The sequence below is a fragment of the Streptomyces olivoverticillatus genome (assembly GCF_014203555.1).
Taxonomy (GTDB): Bacteria; Actinomycetota; Actinomycetes; order Streptomycetales; family Streptomycetaceae; genus Streptomyces; species Streptomyces olivoverticillatus.
On record NZ_JACHJH010000004.1, the window covers coordinates 522,904 to 539,358 of the forward strand.

The 16,455-nt window shown below is 72.0% G+C and carries 9 protein-coding genes and 1 tRNA gene; 7 read left to right on the plus strand and 3 right to left on the minus strand.

Translation table 11 applies throughout. The features are described from left to right. Window positions 1–155 precede the first annotated feature (155 nt). From FHS39_RS16580 to FHS39_RS16610, 7 genes are all read left to right on the plus strand, one after another. Window positions 156–728 carry a small secreted protein gene (locus tag FHS39_RS16580; protein ID WP_343069611.1) on the plus strand — a complete coding sequence of 191 codons (573 nt, stop codon included), beginning with the start codon at window positions 156–158 and terminating at the stop codon, window positions 726–728. A gap of 131 nt (window positions 729–859) precedes the next feature. After that, window positions 860–2,404 (plus strand): DUF7059 domain-containing protein, encoded by a 1,545-nt coding sequence (locus FHS39_RS16585; protein ID WP_184350099.1) that lies wholly within the window; start codon window positions 860–862, stop codon window positions 2,402–2,404. A gap of 296 nt (window positions 2,405–2,700) precedes the next feature. After that, window positions 2,701–5,559, plus strand: a complete 2,859-nt coding sequence (gene topA / locus FHS39_RS16590) for a type I DNA topoisomerase (protein WP_184350100.1) — start codon at window positions 2,701–2,703, stop codon at window positions 5,557–5,559. A gap of 125 nt (window positions 5,560–5,684) precedes the next feature. Further along, window positions 5,685–9,257, plus strand: a complete 3,573-nt coding sequence (gene tmk / locus FHS39_RS16595) for a dTMP kinase (RefSeq protein ID WP_184350101.1) — start codon at window positions 5,685–5,687, stop codon at window positions 9,255–9,257. A gap of 93 nt (window positions 9,258–9,350) precedes the next feature. Then, a complete protein-coding gene (locus FHS39_RS16600) occupies window positions 9,351–10,577 on the plus strand; it encodes a DNA polymerase III subunit delta' (RefSeq protein ID WP_184350102.1) in 1,227 nt (408 codons plus the stop codon). Between the two features lie 219 nt (window positions 10,578–10,796). Further along, window positions 10,797–12,392 carry an alpha/beta hydrolase gene (locus tag FHS39_RS16605; RefSeq protein ID WP_184350103.1) on the plus strand — a complete coding sequence of 532 codons (1,596 nt, stop codon included), beginning with the start codon at window positions 10,797–10,799 and terminating at the stop codon, window positions 12,390–12,392. 78 nt (window positions 12,393–12,470) lie between these two features. Next, a tRNA-Thr gene (locus tag FHS39_RS16610) sits at window positions 12,471–12,544 on the plus strand. Between the two features lie 54 nt (window positions 12,545–12,598). Here FHS39_RS16610 and FHS39_RS16615 read toward each other — a convergent pair. The 3 genes from FHS39_RS16615 to FHS39_RS16625 all read right to left on the minus strand — a co-directional run bounded on the left by FHS39_RS16615 (window position 12,599) and on the right by FHS39_RS16625 (window position 16,444). Continuing rightward, a complete protein-coding gene (locus FHS39_RS16615) occupies window positions 12,599–12,961 on the minus strand; it encodes a hypothetical protein (RefSeq protein ID WP_184350104.1) in 363 nt (120 codons plus the stop codon). Window positions 12,962–13,169: 208 nt separating this feature from the next. Continuing rightward, the gene (locus FHS39_RS16620; RefSeq protein ID WP_184350105.1) at window positions 13,170–14,672 is read right to left on the minus strand and encodes an MFS transporter; all 1,503 of its coding nucleotides are present in this window, start codon (window positions 14,670–14,672) and stop codon (window positions 13,170–13,172) included. Next, window positions 14,669–16,444, minus strand: a complete 1,776-nt coding sequence (locus FHS39_RS16625; RefSeq protein ID WP_221462884.1) for an IucA/IucC family protein — start codon at window positions 16,442–16,444, stop codon at window positions 14,669–14,671. Before FHS39_RS16625 ends, FHS39_RS16620 begins: the two co-directional genes overlap by 4 nt. Between the last annotated feature and the right edge of the window lie 11 nt (window positions 16,445–16,455).

Here is a 16,455-nt window from a genome sequence, read left to right on the forward strand (position 1 = left end):
CCGTGCGCCCTCGAAGTCCGGCACCGGTGCGGCGAATGCCACGCCAAGCTTGGTGCAAATGGTTCAAAAGGGGACGTACGGTGTGCTCGGCTCCCGGTCCCTGCCGCCCGGCCGTGTAAGTTCCGGGGCCGAGAGCCATTGAAGGGACCAATCCGGTGAACAAGAAGCTTGTGGCCGCACTGTCCGGCGGGGCGGCACTTGTCCTGGCGCTGTCCGGCTGCGGCGGTGGCGGTGGCGGCAACAAGAAGCTCGACGACTGGGCCAAGAACGTCTGCGACCAGATGCAGCCTCAGGTCAAGAAGATCCAGGACGCCAACTCCTCGATCGCCACGGTCCAGAACGAGGAGGACTCGAAGAAGATCCAGCAGACCGACTCGGCTGCCTTCCAGGCCAACGCCGACGCCTACAAGGCGCTCGCCACCTCCGTCGACAAGGCGGGCGCGCCGCCGGTCAAGGACGGCGATTCCAGCCAGCGCAACGCCGTCAAGGCGCTCAACGACCTCTCCGGGGCGTACGCGGGGCTGAAGAAGCGGGTCGACGAGCTCAACACCTCCGACAAGGCCAAGTTCGCCGAGGGGCTCAAGAGCATCGCCGGGGACATCGGCAAGCTCAGCAGCAAGAGCGATGACGCCCTCAAGAAGCTGCAGTCCGGTGACGTCGGCAAGGCGATGGCCAAGCAGCCCGGCTGCCAGCGGACGTCGACGAGCTCCACGCCGACGAAGAAGTAGTCCGACGGAGAAGTAGTCCGACGGAGAAGTAGCTGTCGGTGAGCCGAGGTTGGTCGTGCCCGGCGCCGCGCCCGAGCGGGCGCGGCGCCGGGCTTTCGCCATTTGTCAGTGGTGCCCCCGACAATGGTGGCGTGAGTACGCACCTCCCCACCGCCCATCGCGAGCGCACCGCCCGCCTGCGCGACGCCCTGCTTGCCGCCGCCTTCACCGCCGACGGCCTGCTCGACCTGCTCGGCGCCCCGGCCTACGCCGCACTCGCCCGCAGCGAGACCGTCCCGGCCCTGCGCGCCACGCGCGGGTCCGGCCCCCTGGAGACCCTCGTCCGGCTCTTCCTGCTGCAGCGGCCGGTCGCATACGGGCAGGCGGCCGCCGCGCTTCCCGTGGAGGAGTGCCTCGCCGACGGCTGGCTGGTGCGTGACGAGGCGGACCCGGAGCTGCTCCGGGCGAGCGTGGACGTACGCCCGTACGGCGGCCCCGAGGGGCAGGACTGGTGGATCATCTCCGACCTCGGGTGCGCGGTCGGCGGCGCGGGCGGCATCGCCGGGGGCGAGGCCGGGCCGGGCGGCGTGGACCGTTCCCAGCTGGTGCTGGGGGTGGGCGGCGCGTCCACGACACTCGCGGGGATCACCGTCCGTACGCCCGTCGCGAGCGCCCTCGACCTGGGCACCGGATCCGGCATCCAGGCGCTGCACGCGGCCCAGCACGCCACCAAGGTCACCGCCACCGACCTCAACCCGCGCGCGCTGCACTTCGCACGGCTCACGCTTGCGCTCTCCGGCGCGCCGGAGGCCGACCTGCGCGAGGGCTCGCTCTTCGAGCCGGTCGCCGGGGAGACGTACGACCTGATCGTTTCCAATCCGCCTTTCGTCATCTCGCCCGGGGCCCGGCTCACCTACCGCGACGGCGGCATGGGCGGCGACGATCTGTGCCGCACGCTCGTGCAGCAGGCGGCCGACCGGCTCAATGACGGCGGCTACTGCCAGCTGCTGGCCAATTGGCAGCACATTGAGGGCGAGGACTGGCGCGAGCGGCTGTCGTCCTGGGTGCCGCGCGGCTGCGACGCCTGGATCGTCCAGCGCGAGGTGCAGGACGTCGCGCAGTACGCGGAGCTGTGGCTGCGCGACGGCGGCGACCACCGGGCGGGCCCGGAGCAGTACGCCGCCCGCTACGACGCCTGGCTGGAGGAGTTCGCCGCGCGGAAGACGAAGGGCATCGGATTTGGCTGGATCACGTTGCGCAAAACGGGTTCCGATGCGCCCTCGGTGATCGTCGAGGAGTGGCCGCACCCGGTGGAGCAGCCGCTCGCCGAGGCGATCCGGGCACATTTCGAGCGGCAGGACTTCCTGCGCACGCATGACGACGCGGCGCTGCTGGCCACGCGCTTCCGGCTGGCCGAGGAGGTCGTGCAGGAGCAGGTCGGGCTGCCCGGTGCCGAGGACCCCGAGCACGTGGTGCTCCGGCAGAACCGGGGCATGCGCCGGGCCACCAAGGTGGACACGGTGGGTGCCGGTTTCGCAGGTGTGTGTGACGGCACGCTCAGCGCGGGCCGGATCCTCGATGCGATCGCGCAGTTGATCGGGGAGGATCCGGTGGTGCTCCGCGACCGTACGCCGGAGTCGATCCGGATGCTGGTCGAGCAGGGGTTCCTCGTCCCGCTGCCTGCAGACGCGCCCTAGGGCCGGAGCCCGCGGCGGCCGGTCGGGGCGGGAAGGGAGGACTCGCGAGCGACGGAAAAGGATGGGTCGGGTTCGCGTCACCTTCGTGTGGCCTTTTCCGCACCGGTCGGCCCATGGATCCGAGGGGCCTCCGGGGCAGTGTGTGACGGTCCGGGCGGCAGACAGGACGCTTGTCGGGTTACCGTTCGAGTGGCGTTGCGGGCTTTTTCCGTTTGACACGGGGGCGGGATGTACCGTCACACTCCGCAGCGTCACCGCAACGCCCACACCGAGTGTCGACCGGAAGAAGAGCGAAGTTGTCCCCGACCAGCGAGACCGCACAGGGCGGCCGCCGACTCGTCATCGTCGAGTCGCCTGCCAAGGCGAAGACGATCAAGGGCTACCTCGGCCCCGGATACGTCGTCGAGGCGAGCGTCGGGCACATCCGTGACCTGCCGAACGGGGCCGCCGAGGTCCCGGCCAAGTACAAGGGTGAGCCCTGGGCCCGGCTCGGCGTGAACGTCGAGGCGGACTTCCAGCCCATCTACGTCGTCAACCACGACAAGAAGGACCAGGTCAAGAAGCTCAAGGAGCTGCTGGCCGAGTCCGACGAGCTCTTCCTCGCCACTGATGAGGACCGCGAGGGCGAGGCCATTGCCTGGCACCTCCAGGAGGTCCTCAAGCCGAAGGTCCCGGTCCGCCGGATGGTCTTCCACGAGATCACCAAGGACGCGATCCAGGCCGCCGTCGCCAACCCGCGCGAGCTCAACAAGAAGCTCGTCGACGCCCAGGAGACGCGCCGCATCCTCGACCGCCTCTATGGCTACGAGGTCTCGCCCGTCCTGTGGAAGAAGGTCATGCCCCGGCTGTCCGCCGGCCGGGTGCAATCCGTGGCCACCCGTCTCGTCGTCGAGCGGGAGCGCGAGCGCATCGCCTTCCGTTCCGCCGAGTACTGGGACCTCACCGGTGTCTTCGCCACCGGCCGCGGCGGCGACGCGAGCGACCCGGGCACCCTCACCGCCCGCCTGACCACGGTCGACGGCCGCCGGGTCGCCCAGGGCCGCGACTTCGGCTCGACCGGGCGGCTCAAGGACACCTCGCAGGTCCTCCACCTGGACGAGGCCAATGCCCGCGCGCTGGCCGCCGCCCTCGCCGAGTCGTCGTTCTCGGTGCGCTCGGTGGAGTCCAAGCCGTACCGCCGCTCGCCGTACGCCCCCTTCCGCACGACGACCCTGCAGCAGGAGGCCTCGCGCAAGCTGGGCTTCGGTGCGAAGGCGACCATGCAGGTGGCCCAGAAGCTGTACGAGAACGGCTTCATCACCTATATGCGTACGGACTCCACGACCCTGTCCGACACGGCGGTGGGTGCCGCCCGGGCCCAGGTCACCCAGCTCTACGGCGCGGAGTACCTGCCGGAGAAGCCGCGGACGTACGCGGGCAAGGTCAAGAACGCCCAGGAGGCGCACGAGGCCATCCGTCCTTCGGGTGATCGTTTCCGCACCCCCGCGGAGACCGGTCTGACCGGTGACCAGTTCCGGCTGTACGAGCTGATCTGGAAGCGGACCGTCGCCTCCCAGATGAAGGACGCGACGGGCAACTCCGTCACGGTGAAGATCGGCGGACGGGCGTCCGACGGCCGGGACGCCGAGTTCAGCGCGTCCGGCAAGACGATCACCTTCCACGGCTTCATGAAGGCCTACGTCGAGGGCGCGGACGACCCGAACGCCGAGCTCGACGACCGCGAGCGCCGGCTGCCGCAGGTCTCCGAGGGTGACGCGCTGGCGGCCGAGGAGATCGCCGCCGACGGCCACGCCACCAAGCCCCCGGCCCGCTACACCGAGGCCTCCCTGGTCAAGGAGCTGGAAGAGCGGGAGATCGGCCGCCCGTCGACGTACGCGTCGATCATCGGCACGATCCTCGACCGCGGCTACGTCTTCAAGAAGGGCACGGCACTGGTGCCGTCCTTCCTGAGCTTCGCCGTCGTCAACCTGCTGGAGAAGCACTTCGGCCGGCTTGTCGACTACGACTTCACCGCCTCCATGGAGGAGGACCTCGACCGCATCGCCCGCGGTGAGGCCCAGGCCGTGCCGTGGCTGCGCCGCTTCTACTTCGGCGAGGGCCCCGAGGGCGGCGCCGCCGAGGCGGGCAACGGCGACGGCGACCACCTGGGCGGCCTGAAGGAGCTCGTCACCGACCTGGGCGCGATCGACGCCCGCGAGGTGTCCTCCTTCCCCGTCGGCAGCGGCATCGTGCTCCGCGTCGGCCGCTACGGCCCGTACGTCGAGCGCGGTGAGAAGGACGCCGAGGGCCACCAGCGGGCCGACGTCCCCAGCGACCTGGCGCCCGACGAGCTGACCGTCGAATATGCGGAGGAGCTGCTCGCCAAGCCGAGCGGCGACTTCGAGCTGGGCAAGGACCCGGAGTCCGGCCACCAGATCGTGGCCAAGGACGGCCGCTACGGCCCGTACGTCACCGAGATCCTCCCCGAGGGCACGCCGAAGACCGGCAAGAACGCGGTCAAGCCGCGTACGGCTTCGCTCTTCAAGTCGATGTCCCTCGACACCGTGACCCTCGACGACGCCCTCAAGCTGATGTCGCTGCCGCGCGTGGTCGGCAAGGACGTCGAAGGCGTGGAGATCACCGCGCAGAACGGCCGCTACGGTCCGTACCTGAAGAAGGGCACGGACTCCCGCTCGCTGGAGACCGAGGACCAGCTGTTCAGCATCACGCTGGACGAGGCGCTCGCGATCTACGCCCAGCCCAAGCAGCGCGGCCGGGCCGCCGCCAAGCCGCCGCTCAAGGAACTGGGCACCGACCCGGTCAGCGAGCGTCCGGTCGTGGTCAAGGACGGCCGCTTCGGTCCGTATGTGACCGATGGCGAGACCAACGCCACACTGCGCCGTGACGACGACGTCGAGACGATCACGCCGGAGCGCGGTTACGAGCTGCTGGCGGAGAAGCGCGCCAAGGCTCCGGCCAAGAAGACGGCCAAGAAGGCGGCCGCGAAGAAGGCGACCGCCAAGAAGGCCCCGGCGAAGAAGGCCGCGGCCAAGAAGACGGCCGCCAAGACCACGACGGCGGCGAAGAAGACGACCGCGAAGAAGACCACGGCCGCCGCGAAGAAGGCGACGGCCGCCGTCAAGGAGACGGCCGCGGCTGCGGCGGACGGCGAGTAGTGCCGCGGGCGCCCCGGGGCGCCCAATAACGGCAAGGGTGGCGGGCCGGTTTCGGCCCGCCACCCTTTTCGTGCGTGTGTTCGGGTGGTCGGTTCGTATTCGGGCACTCCGGATAGGCTGGCAGGATGACGCGAGCCGAGCAGCCAACAGTGGTCACCCCCACATCCGGCGCCCTAGCCGCGGACTCCCGCGAGCGTGCCGTCCGGTCCCTGCTGCGCTTCCCGCCGCTGCGGCGGCTGTGGAGCGCCCAGTTCGCCGGTGGCGTCGGGGACTCCCTGTCCGTGCTGGTGCTCCTGCTGCTGTCGTTCCAGGCGGCTACGGCCACGGGTTCGTTCGGCGGGGGCTACCGGGGGGCCGCGTTCGCCGTGGCCGCCGTCATCGGTGCGCGGCTGGTCGCGACGCTGCTCTTCGGGGCAGTCCTGCTGGGCCCGCTCTCCTCGCTCTTCGCGCCGGCCGGTCCGCTCGACCGGCGCTGGACCATGATCGGTGCGGACGGCGTACGGCTCGCGCTGCTGGCCGTGGCCCCGACCTGGATCGACTGGAGCGGCGACAAGGCGCTCGCCTGGCTGCTGATCACGGCCTTCGTCGTCGGGGTCGCCGAACGCGTCTGGACGGTCGCCAAGGACGGCGCGCTCCCCGCGCTGCTGCCGGGCGCACCGCCCGAGGGCGCGGCCGTCCGGCCCCTGCCGGACCACTACGAGGCGCTGCGGCGCCTGTCGCTGCGTACGACCTTCGTGGCGCTGCCCGTGGCGGCCGCCGCGCTCGTCGTCATCACGCTCTTCGGCAATCTGCTCGGCTCGGGCATCGGCTGGTTCCATGCGCACCAGGCCGCCCTGGGCTCGTACCTGGCGGCCGCGCTCTTCGGCGTGTCCGTCGCAGTGCTCTACTTCCTCACGCTCCCGGTGCGCTCCGAGGGCGCACAGGGGCCTCGTGCGCGCTCTCCGCTTGAGGGCATGCGACGGCCCAAGGACGCGCATGGCAAGCCCGACACGGGCCGTACGGGCGCCATCCCGGTGCTCGTTCTCGCCTGTGCGGCCGTTGCGGGTGCGATCGCGGCGGCTGTCGGTGTCGCGGCGCTGCAGGCCGTCGATCTCGGCGGTGGGCCGGTGGCCTTCGGGCTGCTGGTGCTCGCGCTCGGCGGCGGCCCGGTGATCGGCATCCGCGGCGCGCGGAAGGTGCTGCCCGGTTTCTCGCGGCGGCGGCTGCTCGCGCTGGCGCTCGCTCTGACGGGCCTGGCGCTGCTCGCTGCGGGCCTGGTGCCGGACCCGACGTCAGTACTACTGCTGACGCTTGTGGCCGGTGTGAGCGCGGGCATCGTCGCCAACACCGGTCACTCGCTGCTCGACCAGGAGACCGAGGAGAGCCGCAGGCTCCGTACGACCGAGCATCTGCATGCGGTCGTCCGGGTCAGCGTCGCGCTGGGCGCGCTCGTGGCGCCGCTGCTGGCCGCGTTCATCGGGCCCCACCGGATGGAGAGCGGCAGCTTTGTCTTCGCACATGGTGGGGCGTCGTTCACGCTCATGCTCGTGGGCGCGCTGCTGCTGCCTGTCGGCGCGTTGGTGCTGGGGAAGACGGACGACCGGCACGGGGTGCCGTTCCACCGGGACCTGATGGACGTGCTCAGGGGCGGCGACCCCGCGCAGGCGCCGGCCGGCAGCGGGTTCTTCATCGCCTTCGAGGGCGGCGACGGCGCCGGGAAGTCCACACAGGTGCAGGCCGTCGCGGACTGGATCCGCGCCAAGGGCCACGAGGTCGTCGTCACCCGCGAGCCGGGCGCGACGCCCATCGGCAAGCGGCTGCGTGCGATCCTGCTGGATGTCTCGTCGGCCGGTCTCTCCGACCGGGCCGAGGCCCTGCTGTACGCGGCCGACCGCGCCGAGCACGTCGACTCGGTCGTACGGCCCGCCCTGGAGCGGGGCGCGGTCGTCATCACCGACCGCTACATCGACTCTTCGGTCGCCTACCAGGGCGCCGGGCGCAACCTCTCCCCGACCGAGATCGCCCGTATCAACCGCTGGGCGACGGGCGGCCTCGTTCCGCATCTGACGGTGCTGCTCGACGTCTCGCCGGAGACCGCGCGCGAACGTTTCACCGAGGCCCCCGACCGGCTGGAGTCCGAGCCCGCGGAGTTCCACCAGAGGGTGCGGGCCGGCTTCCTGACCCTGGCCGCCGCCGACCCGACGCGCTACCTGGTCGTGGACGCGGGCCAGGAGCCCGAGGCCGTCACCACGGTCGTACGCCACCGGCTCGACGAGCTCCTGCCGCTCTCGGCGGCCGAGATCGAGGCCCGGGAGGCGGCGCGCAAGGCGGCCGAGGAGGAGGCGCTGAAGCGGGCTCAGGAAGAGGCCGCGCGCAAGGCCGAGGAAGAGCGCCTGGAGCGCGAGCGCCAGAAGCAGCTCGCGCGGCTGCGCGCCGAGGAGGAAGAGCGCAAGCGCCGGGAGGCGGAAGAGGCCGAGCGCCGGGAGGCGGAGCGGCTGGCCGAGGAGGCCCGGCAGCGGGCCGAGGAGGCGCGCCGCCAGGCCGAGGAGGAACGCAAGCGGCGGGAGGCCGAGGATCGGGCCCGCGCCGCCGAGCAGGAGCGGCTGCGCAAGCAGGCCGAGGAGGAGGCACGGCTGCGCGCCGAGGCCGAGGAACGGCGCCGGGAGAAGCAGCGCAAGGCCGAGGAGGCGCTGCTGCGGGCGGAGCGTGCGCGAGTGGCGGCGGAGGCTGCTGTGGCCGGGGCGGCTGTGGCGGCGGATGCGCCGACGGGTGCCGCTGCCGAGGCTTCGATGGCTGCTGCGGCCGATGCCCTGACGGTTGAGACGGCCATGCCTGCGCCTGAGGGTGCGGGTGGGACTGCTGAGGGGCGGTCCGCTGCCCGGGAGGCTGTCGGCGGGCGGGTCGCCGACCTGCGCAAGGCGGAGGCCGACGCGGGCACTCCCGTTGCTGCCGAGGCCTCGGCGGCTTCGCCGGCCGACGGCGCCGGCGAGACGCAGACCGTGGAGGCGCCGGTGGTGCACCGGCCCGATCCGCGCGGCGACGTGTGGCACGGCGACGACGACGAGACGCAGACGATCCAGTCGCCGGTGGCCCACAAGCCCGACCCGCATGACGCCGTGCCGCACGGTGCCGAGGACGAGACGGCCTTGCTGCCGCCTGTGCGCGGTGCCGAGGACGAGACGGCCCTGTTGCCGCCCGTACGTGGTGCCGAGGATGAGACAGCGCTGCTGCCGCCCGTACGCGATGCCGAGGACGAGACGGCCGTGCTGCCGCCCGTCCGCGGTGCGGCGTCGGCCGCTCGGCCGGCTGACCAGCGCGTGACCTGGGGCATGGAGCCGCAGCAGGCCGAGGAGGGCCGTGCGGACGCCGAGGAGACCGCCGTGCTGCCCAAGCCGCCCGTACGCCCGGAGAACCCGGCGGACCGGGTTCCGACGTGGCTGTTCCGCCCGGAGGACGAGGGCGGGAAGGACACCGCCCGCCCCGCGCAGGGCGGCGAGAGCGAGCGGACACGCGAGCTGCCGAAGATCCAGGCCGAGGCGGATGCGTCGTCCGAACCGGACGACGCCCGCTCCGGCCGCAGGTCGCGCCGTCGCCCGGAGTGGGCGGACGATGCGCCCACCCTCGCGGACGAGCTCCTGGGCGGGCGTGACCGCCGGGGCGGCCGTGACGCGCGGGATCCGCGGGAAGCCCGTGGTGACGAGGGGCGCGACCGCTCGTAGCCGTGGTCGGCCGGCCCGGCCGGAGGCGGGCCGCGTTGTCAGTGGTGTGGCCCACAATGGGTAATCGCAGGACGGACGGCGCGGAGGACAGCCATGGCGGTGTGGGACGACCTGGTCGGCCAGGACCGGGTGACGGAGCAGCTCGCCGCTGCCGCGCGCGATGCGGATGCGTTCGTGACCGCTGCGGCAGCGGGCGGGAGCGGGGCCGCCGAGTCCGGGGGCGCCGCCTCCAAGATGACGCATGCATGGCTGTTCACCGGCCCGCCCGGCTCCGGGCGGGCCACCGCCGCCCGCGCCTTCGCCGCCGCGCTGCAGTGTGTCAGCCCCGACCGCGCGCTGGGCGCAGGCCCCGGCTGCGGGTTCTGCGACGGCTGCCACACCACCCTGGTCGGCACGCATGCGGATGTCGAGATCGTCCGTACGGACCTGCTGTCCATCGGCGTCAAGGAGACGCGCGACCTCGTCCGCCGCGCGCAGCTGTCACCCGCCGGCGGCCGCTGGCAGGTCATCGTCCTGGAGGACGCCGACCGGCTGACCGAGGGCGCGGGCAACGTCCTGCTCAAGGCCGTGGAGGAGCCCGCTCCGCGGACCGTGTGGCTGCTGTGCGCGCCGTCCTTGGAAGACGTACTGCCGACGATCCGTTCCCGCTGCCGTTCGCTGACCCTGCGCACGCCGTCCGCGGCCGCCGTCGCCGACGTCCTGGTGCGCCGTGACGGCATCGAGCCCGAGCTCGCCGCGCAGGTGGCCCGTGCGACGCAGGGGCACATCGGCCGGGCCCGTCGGCTCGCCACCGACGAGCGCGCGCGTACCCGCCGGGAGGCCGTGCTGAAGCTGCCGTTGCGGGTGGCGGACGTGGGCGGCTGCCTCAAGGCGGCTCAAGAGCTGATCGACGCGGCTGCCGAGGACGCCAAGCAGGTCGCCGAGGAGGTCGACGCCAAGGAGACCGAGGAACTGCGCGCGGCCCTCGGCGCCGCCGCGGGCACCGGCGGCCGGCTGCCGCGCGGCACCGCGGGTGCCATGAAGGAGCTCCAGGACCGGCAGAAGCGCCGCGCCACCCGCACCCAGCGCGACAGCCTCGACCTCGCCCTGACGGAGCTGACCGGCTTCTACCGCGACGTACTGGCGATACAGCTCGGCTCGCGCGTCGAGATTGCCAACGCCGACGCGCGCGACACGCTGCAGCGCGTGGCATCCGGCTCGCGCCCGGAAAGCACACTGCGCCGGATAGAGGCGATCGGCGCCTGCCGCCAGGCGCTGGACCGCAACGTCGCCCCGCTGCTGGCCGTCGAGGCCATGACGGTGGCGCTGCGCGCGGGCTGAACACCTGTGCCCGGCACGTCCCGTGAGGGGGCGTGAGTAATACGGGGAGGGCGGGGCACACCGCAGGTTGGGTGATTCCTCACCCGTACGAGGCCTAGAGGGCCGGAAGGCTGGCCAAGTCGGGTATGCGTCCGGATACGCTCCGTATGCCCGCGTAGCCATACGTATGTCCTACGTATGCCTTATGCCCACCTGTCTTCCACACAGAGGGATCAGCTGATGGACGCCAGTCGCCTGCTTCGCACCTCCGGCACGCTGGTCGCGACCGCGGCCCTGCTGATCTCCGCCGCCGCGCCCGTCGTGGCGGGTGATTCGGGCGAGGCGGGCGGTGGCTTCGCCCCGTCCGCGGAGCTCGCGGCTCCGGCGCCGCCCTTGCGGCCGCTGCCCACGCAGCTGCCCGCGGCCCTCCGCCCGTACTACGAGCAGAAGCTGAGCTGGCACTCCTGCGGCACCAAGGGCAAGGGCTTCGAGTGCGCGACGATGCGGGCGCCGCTCGACTACTCCGCGCCCCGCGCGGGCGGCGTGGTCAAGCTCGCCGTTTCCCGCAAGAAGGCGTCCGGCCCCGGCAAGCACCTCGGCTCGCTGATGGTCAACCCCGGCGGGCCCGGCGGCTCGGCGGTCGGCTTCCTCCAGCAGTACGCGGCCGCCGGCTACCCCGCCGAGGTCCGGGCCCGCTACGACATGGTCGCCATGGACCCGCGCGGCGTGGCCGGAAGCGAGCCCGTCACCTGCCTGTCCGACGCGGAGATGGACGACTACGCCAAGGTCGACCAGACCCCCGACAACGCCACCGAAGTCCGGCAACTGGTCGCGGCCTACAAGAAGTACGCGCGCGGCTGCCTCCAGCGCTCCGGAAAGCTCCTGCGCCACGTCTCGACCATCGAGGCTGCGCGCGACATGGACATGTTCCGCTCCGTCCTCGGCGACGACAAGCTGCACTACGTCGGCGCCTCGTACGGCACCTTCCTCGGCGCCACGTACGCCGGGCTCTACCCGAACCGCGTCGGCAGGCTCGTCCTCGACGGCGCGCTGGACCCCTCCCTCGGCTCCGAGCAGGTGAACCGGGACCAGACGGACGGCTTCCAGACGGCCTTCACGTCCTTCGCGAAGGACTGCGCGGAACACGAGGACTGCCCCCTGGACGCATCGCTGCCGTCCGTGGCGGGAGCCCGTCTCAAAGCGTTCTTCAACCAGCTCGACCGCCGCCCGCTCGCCGTCGGCAAATCCCGCGAGCTCACCGAGAGCCTGGCGACCACGGGTGTGATTTCCGCCATGTACGACGAGGCCGCCTGGCCCCTGCTCCGCAAGGCCCTGCACGACGCGCAGAACGGCGACGGCGCCCTGCTCATGCGGCTCTCCGACGCCTACTACGAGCGGAACGCCCACGGCGGCTACACCAACCTCATGGCCGCGAACTCCGCCGTGAACTGCCTCGACCTCCCGCCCGCCTTCCGCAGCACCGCCGCCGTCCGCCGGGCCCTCCCCGACTTCGAGAAGGCCTCACCGGCCCTGGGCGCGAGCTTCGCCTGGTCCGCCCTGTCCTGCGCGTACTGGCCCACTCCGGCCACCGGCGGTCCGCACCGCATCGAGGCCCGCGGCGCCGCCCCGATCCTGGTCGTCGGCACCACCCGCGACCCGGCCACCCCCTACCCCTGGGCCCGCGCCCTGGCCGGCCAGCTCTCCTCGGGCCGCCTCCTCACCTACGACGGCGACGGCCACACCGCGTACACCCGGGGCAGCACCTGCATCGACAAGGCGGTCAACGCCTACCTCCTGACCACCGCCGCGCCTCCCACCTCCCAGAAGTGCTCCTGATCACCCTGGTCGGAGCACCCCCGGAACCTGTGTAAACTTGTCCCCGCTGCTCCTGCCGACCTAGGCATCCGGCAGCGCGCCGCCTTAGCTCAGTTGGCCAGAGCAACGCACTCGTAATGCGTAGGTCTCGGGTTCGAATCCCGAAGGCGGCTCGGATCAGCCCCAGGACTCACTCGCCGTGACCTGGGGCTTTTTCATGCCCGGGCTCAGGTCGCGTCGAGCAGTTCCCACACCCGCAGGCTCGCCGTCCGGGGTGTGCCCGTGTGGCCGATGTCGTGCCGGAAGACGGTCCGGCCGCTCTGCTGTGCGTGGTGGGCGCGGGTCACGGTGCGGCAGGCGTCGAAGACGAACAGGGGGCGCTGGAAGAACGCGGCGAGGCTGCGGACCGGTGCGTGCACGGCGGGGCGCATGGTGTCGGTGGGAAGGGCGGAGCCGGCGGCGGCGAAGGCCCGCTTGGGGGCGGGGACGCCCTCGGCGTACCGGTCGACCGCCCCGTCCCCGATCTCCGCCAGGAGATCCCCCCACCGCGACCGGACCAGACCGGCGACCTCGTCCTCGGTCACACGCATGGCGGATCCGTCTCCCCGTGCACACACGCCCGTTGGTGCGAACCACTGGCCTACGGCTTTCAGCGTGTATTCGCGTCCGCCCGTGTGCACAGGGCGAACGACCGGGCGCCCGAGGTGCTGTTGTGGAGCCAGTTCACCTCGTGCGCCGAGAGCGCGTTCGGGGGGCGCGCGGTGATGCGTGCGCTTCGGGGTAGGAGCGGCCCCGCCCCTACCCCCGCTCCGCCCTCCACAGCAGCAGCGCCGTGATGCAGCCGCCCGTGAGGACCGCCGTGGCGCCTGCCAGTTGGCTGGTTTGGATGGCCGAGGTGAAGGCGTCGAGCACGGCTGCTCGGTCCGCCGGCGTGTGGGTTGCGGACTGGGCTGCGGGGAGGGAGGCGGCGCCCGTTGCCGTTGCCGGGAGGAGGGTCGTGAAGCGGGAGTTCATGACCGCGCCCAGGACGGCTACGCCCAGGCTCGTGCCCACCTCCGTCATCGTGCCGTCGATGCCCGCCCCGGCGCCCGCCTTGTCCTCGGGGATCGCGCTCATGACCGCCTCGACGATGGCCGGGTTGGCCAGTGCGCAGCCGGTGCCCATGAGGAGGAGGCCCAGCAGCAGGGGGCCGTAGCCACCGTCCGTGAGGCAGGCCACGACCGTGAAGCCGCCTGCCAGCAGGGTCATGCCGGCGGCGATGGACGCCGGGCGGCCCAGCCGGGCTCCCATACGGAAGGCGACGCCCGAGAAGTTGAGGGCCACGATCGTGAGGGCGAACGGGGCCATGCGCAGGCCCGTTTCCAGCGGGGTGTAGCCGCGGACGAACTGCAGCTGCTGGGTGAGCAGGAAGAGCACGCCCGCGCTGCCGAAGGTGATGAGCACTACGCCCGACACCGCCCCGACGAACCGCCGGTCGCGGAAGAAGTGCAGGTCCAGCATGGGGTGCCGGGTGTGCTGCTCCCAGAGGGCGAAGGCGGCGAGGATGGCGGCGCCCGCCGCGGCCGGCAGGAGCACTTCGGTCGAGGACCAGCCCGATTCCGGCATCTGGATGATCGCGTAGACGAGCGCCGTCATGCCGGCGGCGGACAGCAGCGCGCCGAGCAGGTCGGGCGGCCCGCCGCCCGGGTTCTTCGACTCCGGCACCAGGATCCGGACGGCGATCAGCCCGATCACCACGACCGGGATGTTCAGGAGGAAGATCGAGCCCCACCAGAAGTGGGCGAGCATGATGCCGCCGATGGGCGGTCCCGCGGCGAAGCCGAGGGCGCTCACCGCGCTCCAGATGCCGATGGCCCGGGGGCGTTCCTCCGCGTCGAAGACCTGCATGACCACGGCGAGCGTGGTGGTCAGCAGGAGGGCCCCGCCGACGCCCATCCCGCCGCGCGCAGCGGTCAGCTGGGCGGTGGACTGCGAGAGGGCGGCGGCCAGCGACCCGAGGCCGAAGAGAGCGAGCCCCGCGAGCAGCAGTTTCCTGCGGCCGTAGCGGTCCGCCGCGCTGCCCGAGGCGAGCAGCAGGCCGGCCTGGACGAGCGAGTAGGCGTTGATCACCCACTGGATGTCGGCGTTGGTCGCGCCCAGGTCCCTGGTGAGGGAGGGGATCGCCACGTTCAGGATCGTGTTGTCGAGCAGCACGGCGAGCTGCGCGAGGCAGATCACCGCGAGGATCAGCCACCGGGTGGGGAGCCGGGGGAGGCGGGGCGGGGCCCCCGCCCCGGCGGCGGTTTCGGAGACAGCGGTCACGGTGCGGGGGCGAAGCGGGCGATCGGGTTGCGGAGGGTGCCGACGAACTGCAGGGCCGCCGACGGGTCCGCGAGGTCGACCATCTGCTGGTTGTTGCGCAGTTGCAGCCGGTTGAGGCAGGACAGCGCGAACTCCTCGGTGAAGATGTCGTGCCGCTCGAACCTCTCGGCCAGGTGCGGCACCGAGTCCCGGTAGTCGCGGACGCACTCGGCGACGGTCCGCCAGAACGCCTCCTCGCCCAGGGCGCCGTCGGTGGCGAGCGTGGCGCCGAGGAAGCGGAAGAAGCAGTCGAAGACGTCGGTGAAGACGCAGAGGAGCTTCTCCTCCTCGGGGATGTCCGCGCGGATGCGCTGGACCTCCGGCGGCAGGTCCGCCTCGGGGTCCATGACGACGATCTCCTCGGCGATGTCCTTGAAGATCACCCGCTCGACCGTGCCGCCGTCGAGGACCATGATGACGTTCTCGCCGTGCGGCATGAAGGCCAGGTCGTAGGCGTAGAAGCTGTGCAGCAGCGGGGTCAGGTAGGCGTCGAGGTAGCGGCGCAGCCACACCTCGGGGGCCAGGCCCGACTGCTTGATCAGCGCGGCGGCGAGGGAGCGGCCCTCGCGGTCGGTGTGCAGCAGGGAGGCCATGGTGGCCAGGCGCCGACCGGGCTCCAGGTCCCGGACGGGGCTCTCGCGCCACAGCGCGGCGAGCATCTTCCGGTACGGCGAGTACCGGTCGGTGGCGGCCTCGTACTGCCGGTGGCGGTAGCCGATGGCCGCGCGCTCACGGATGATCGTCAGGCGTGCCGCTTGGAAGACGTCGTCCTTCGCGACGAGGTCGGCCAGCCAGTCGTTGATGGCCGGCGTCGCCTCCATGTAGGCGGCGGACAGGCCGCGCATGAAGCCCATGTTCAGCACGGACAGTGCGGTCTTCACATAGTGCTTGGTGGGGGCACTGGTGTTGAAGAAGGTGCGGATGGACTGCTGGGCGAGGTACTCGTCGTCGCCGGGGCCGAGGAGGACCAGGCGGCGCTGGGCGACCTCGGCGGCGAAGGACACCGACAGCTTGTTCCACCACTGCCAGGGGTGGACGGGGAGCAGGTGGTAGTCGGCGAGGTCGAGGCCGAGTCCGGCCAGGGTCTCCGCGAAGCGGCCGAGGGTCTCGTCGCCGAGCTCCTCGCGCATCAGCCGGTCGTAGTCGAGGTCCGCGGCCGAGGTGAAGGTGGAGTGGTCGCGGTGGGCGGCCAGCCAGATCAGCCGGATGGGGCTCGCGGTCTCGGGTGCGTACGCGTGGTACTCGTGCACGCCGAAGCCGAGCCGCCCGTTGTTCGCGACGAAGCACGGGTGGCCCTCGGTCATGCCGGTCTCGATCGCCTGGAAGCCGGACGCGGCCAGCTCGGCCGCGGAGACGTCCGGCTTGCCGAGCTTGTAGGCGGTGCCGGCCAGGGTGGAGGCGATCTCCTCCAGGTAGACGGGGAGGATCTGCTCGCTCAGGCCGAGCGCGCCGCGCAGCTCGATGCAGAAGTCGGTGGCGTCGAGCGGTAGCTCGGTGTCACCGCCGTGACGGGTGACACGGTAACGGGTGATGCTGTCGGCGTCGATGTGCCAGTGGTCGAGGGTCAGGACGCGGGCGGAGAAGCGGTACTCCACCGTGCCGTCGTCGCTGCGCACGGCGTAGCGGCCCGCCTCGTCGAGCGGCTCGGGGGTGAGCAGGCGCTCATGGGAGAACTCGGCGAGTGCCTTGCGGACCAGCAGCCGGTTGGCGGCGGCCCACTTCTGCGGGGTCAGGTGGGCGACGG

What these genes read in the sequence shown, in the direction of transcription:
- tmk (WP_184350101.1), top strand. Translation starts at nt 5,685, where the DNA reads ATGACGCGAGCCGAGCAGCCAACAGTGGTCACCCCCACATCCGGCGCC.
- FHS39_RS16600 (WP_184350102.1), top strand. Translation starts at nt 9,351, where the DNA reads ATGGCGGTGTGGGACGACCTGGTCGGCCAGGACCGGGTGACGGAGCAG.
- FHS39_RS16605 (WP_184350103.1), top strand. Translation starts at nt 10,797, where the DNA reads ATGGACGCCAGTCGCCTGCTTCGCACCTCCGGCACGCTGGTCGCGACC.
- FHS39_RS16615 (WP_184350104.1), bottom strand. Translation starts at nt 12,961, where the DNA reads ATGCGTGTGACCGAGGACGAGGTCGCCGGTCTGGTCCGGTCGCGGTGG.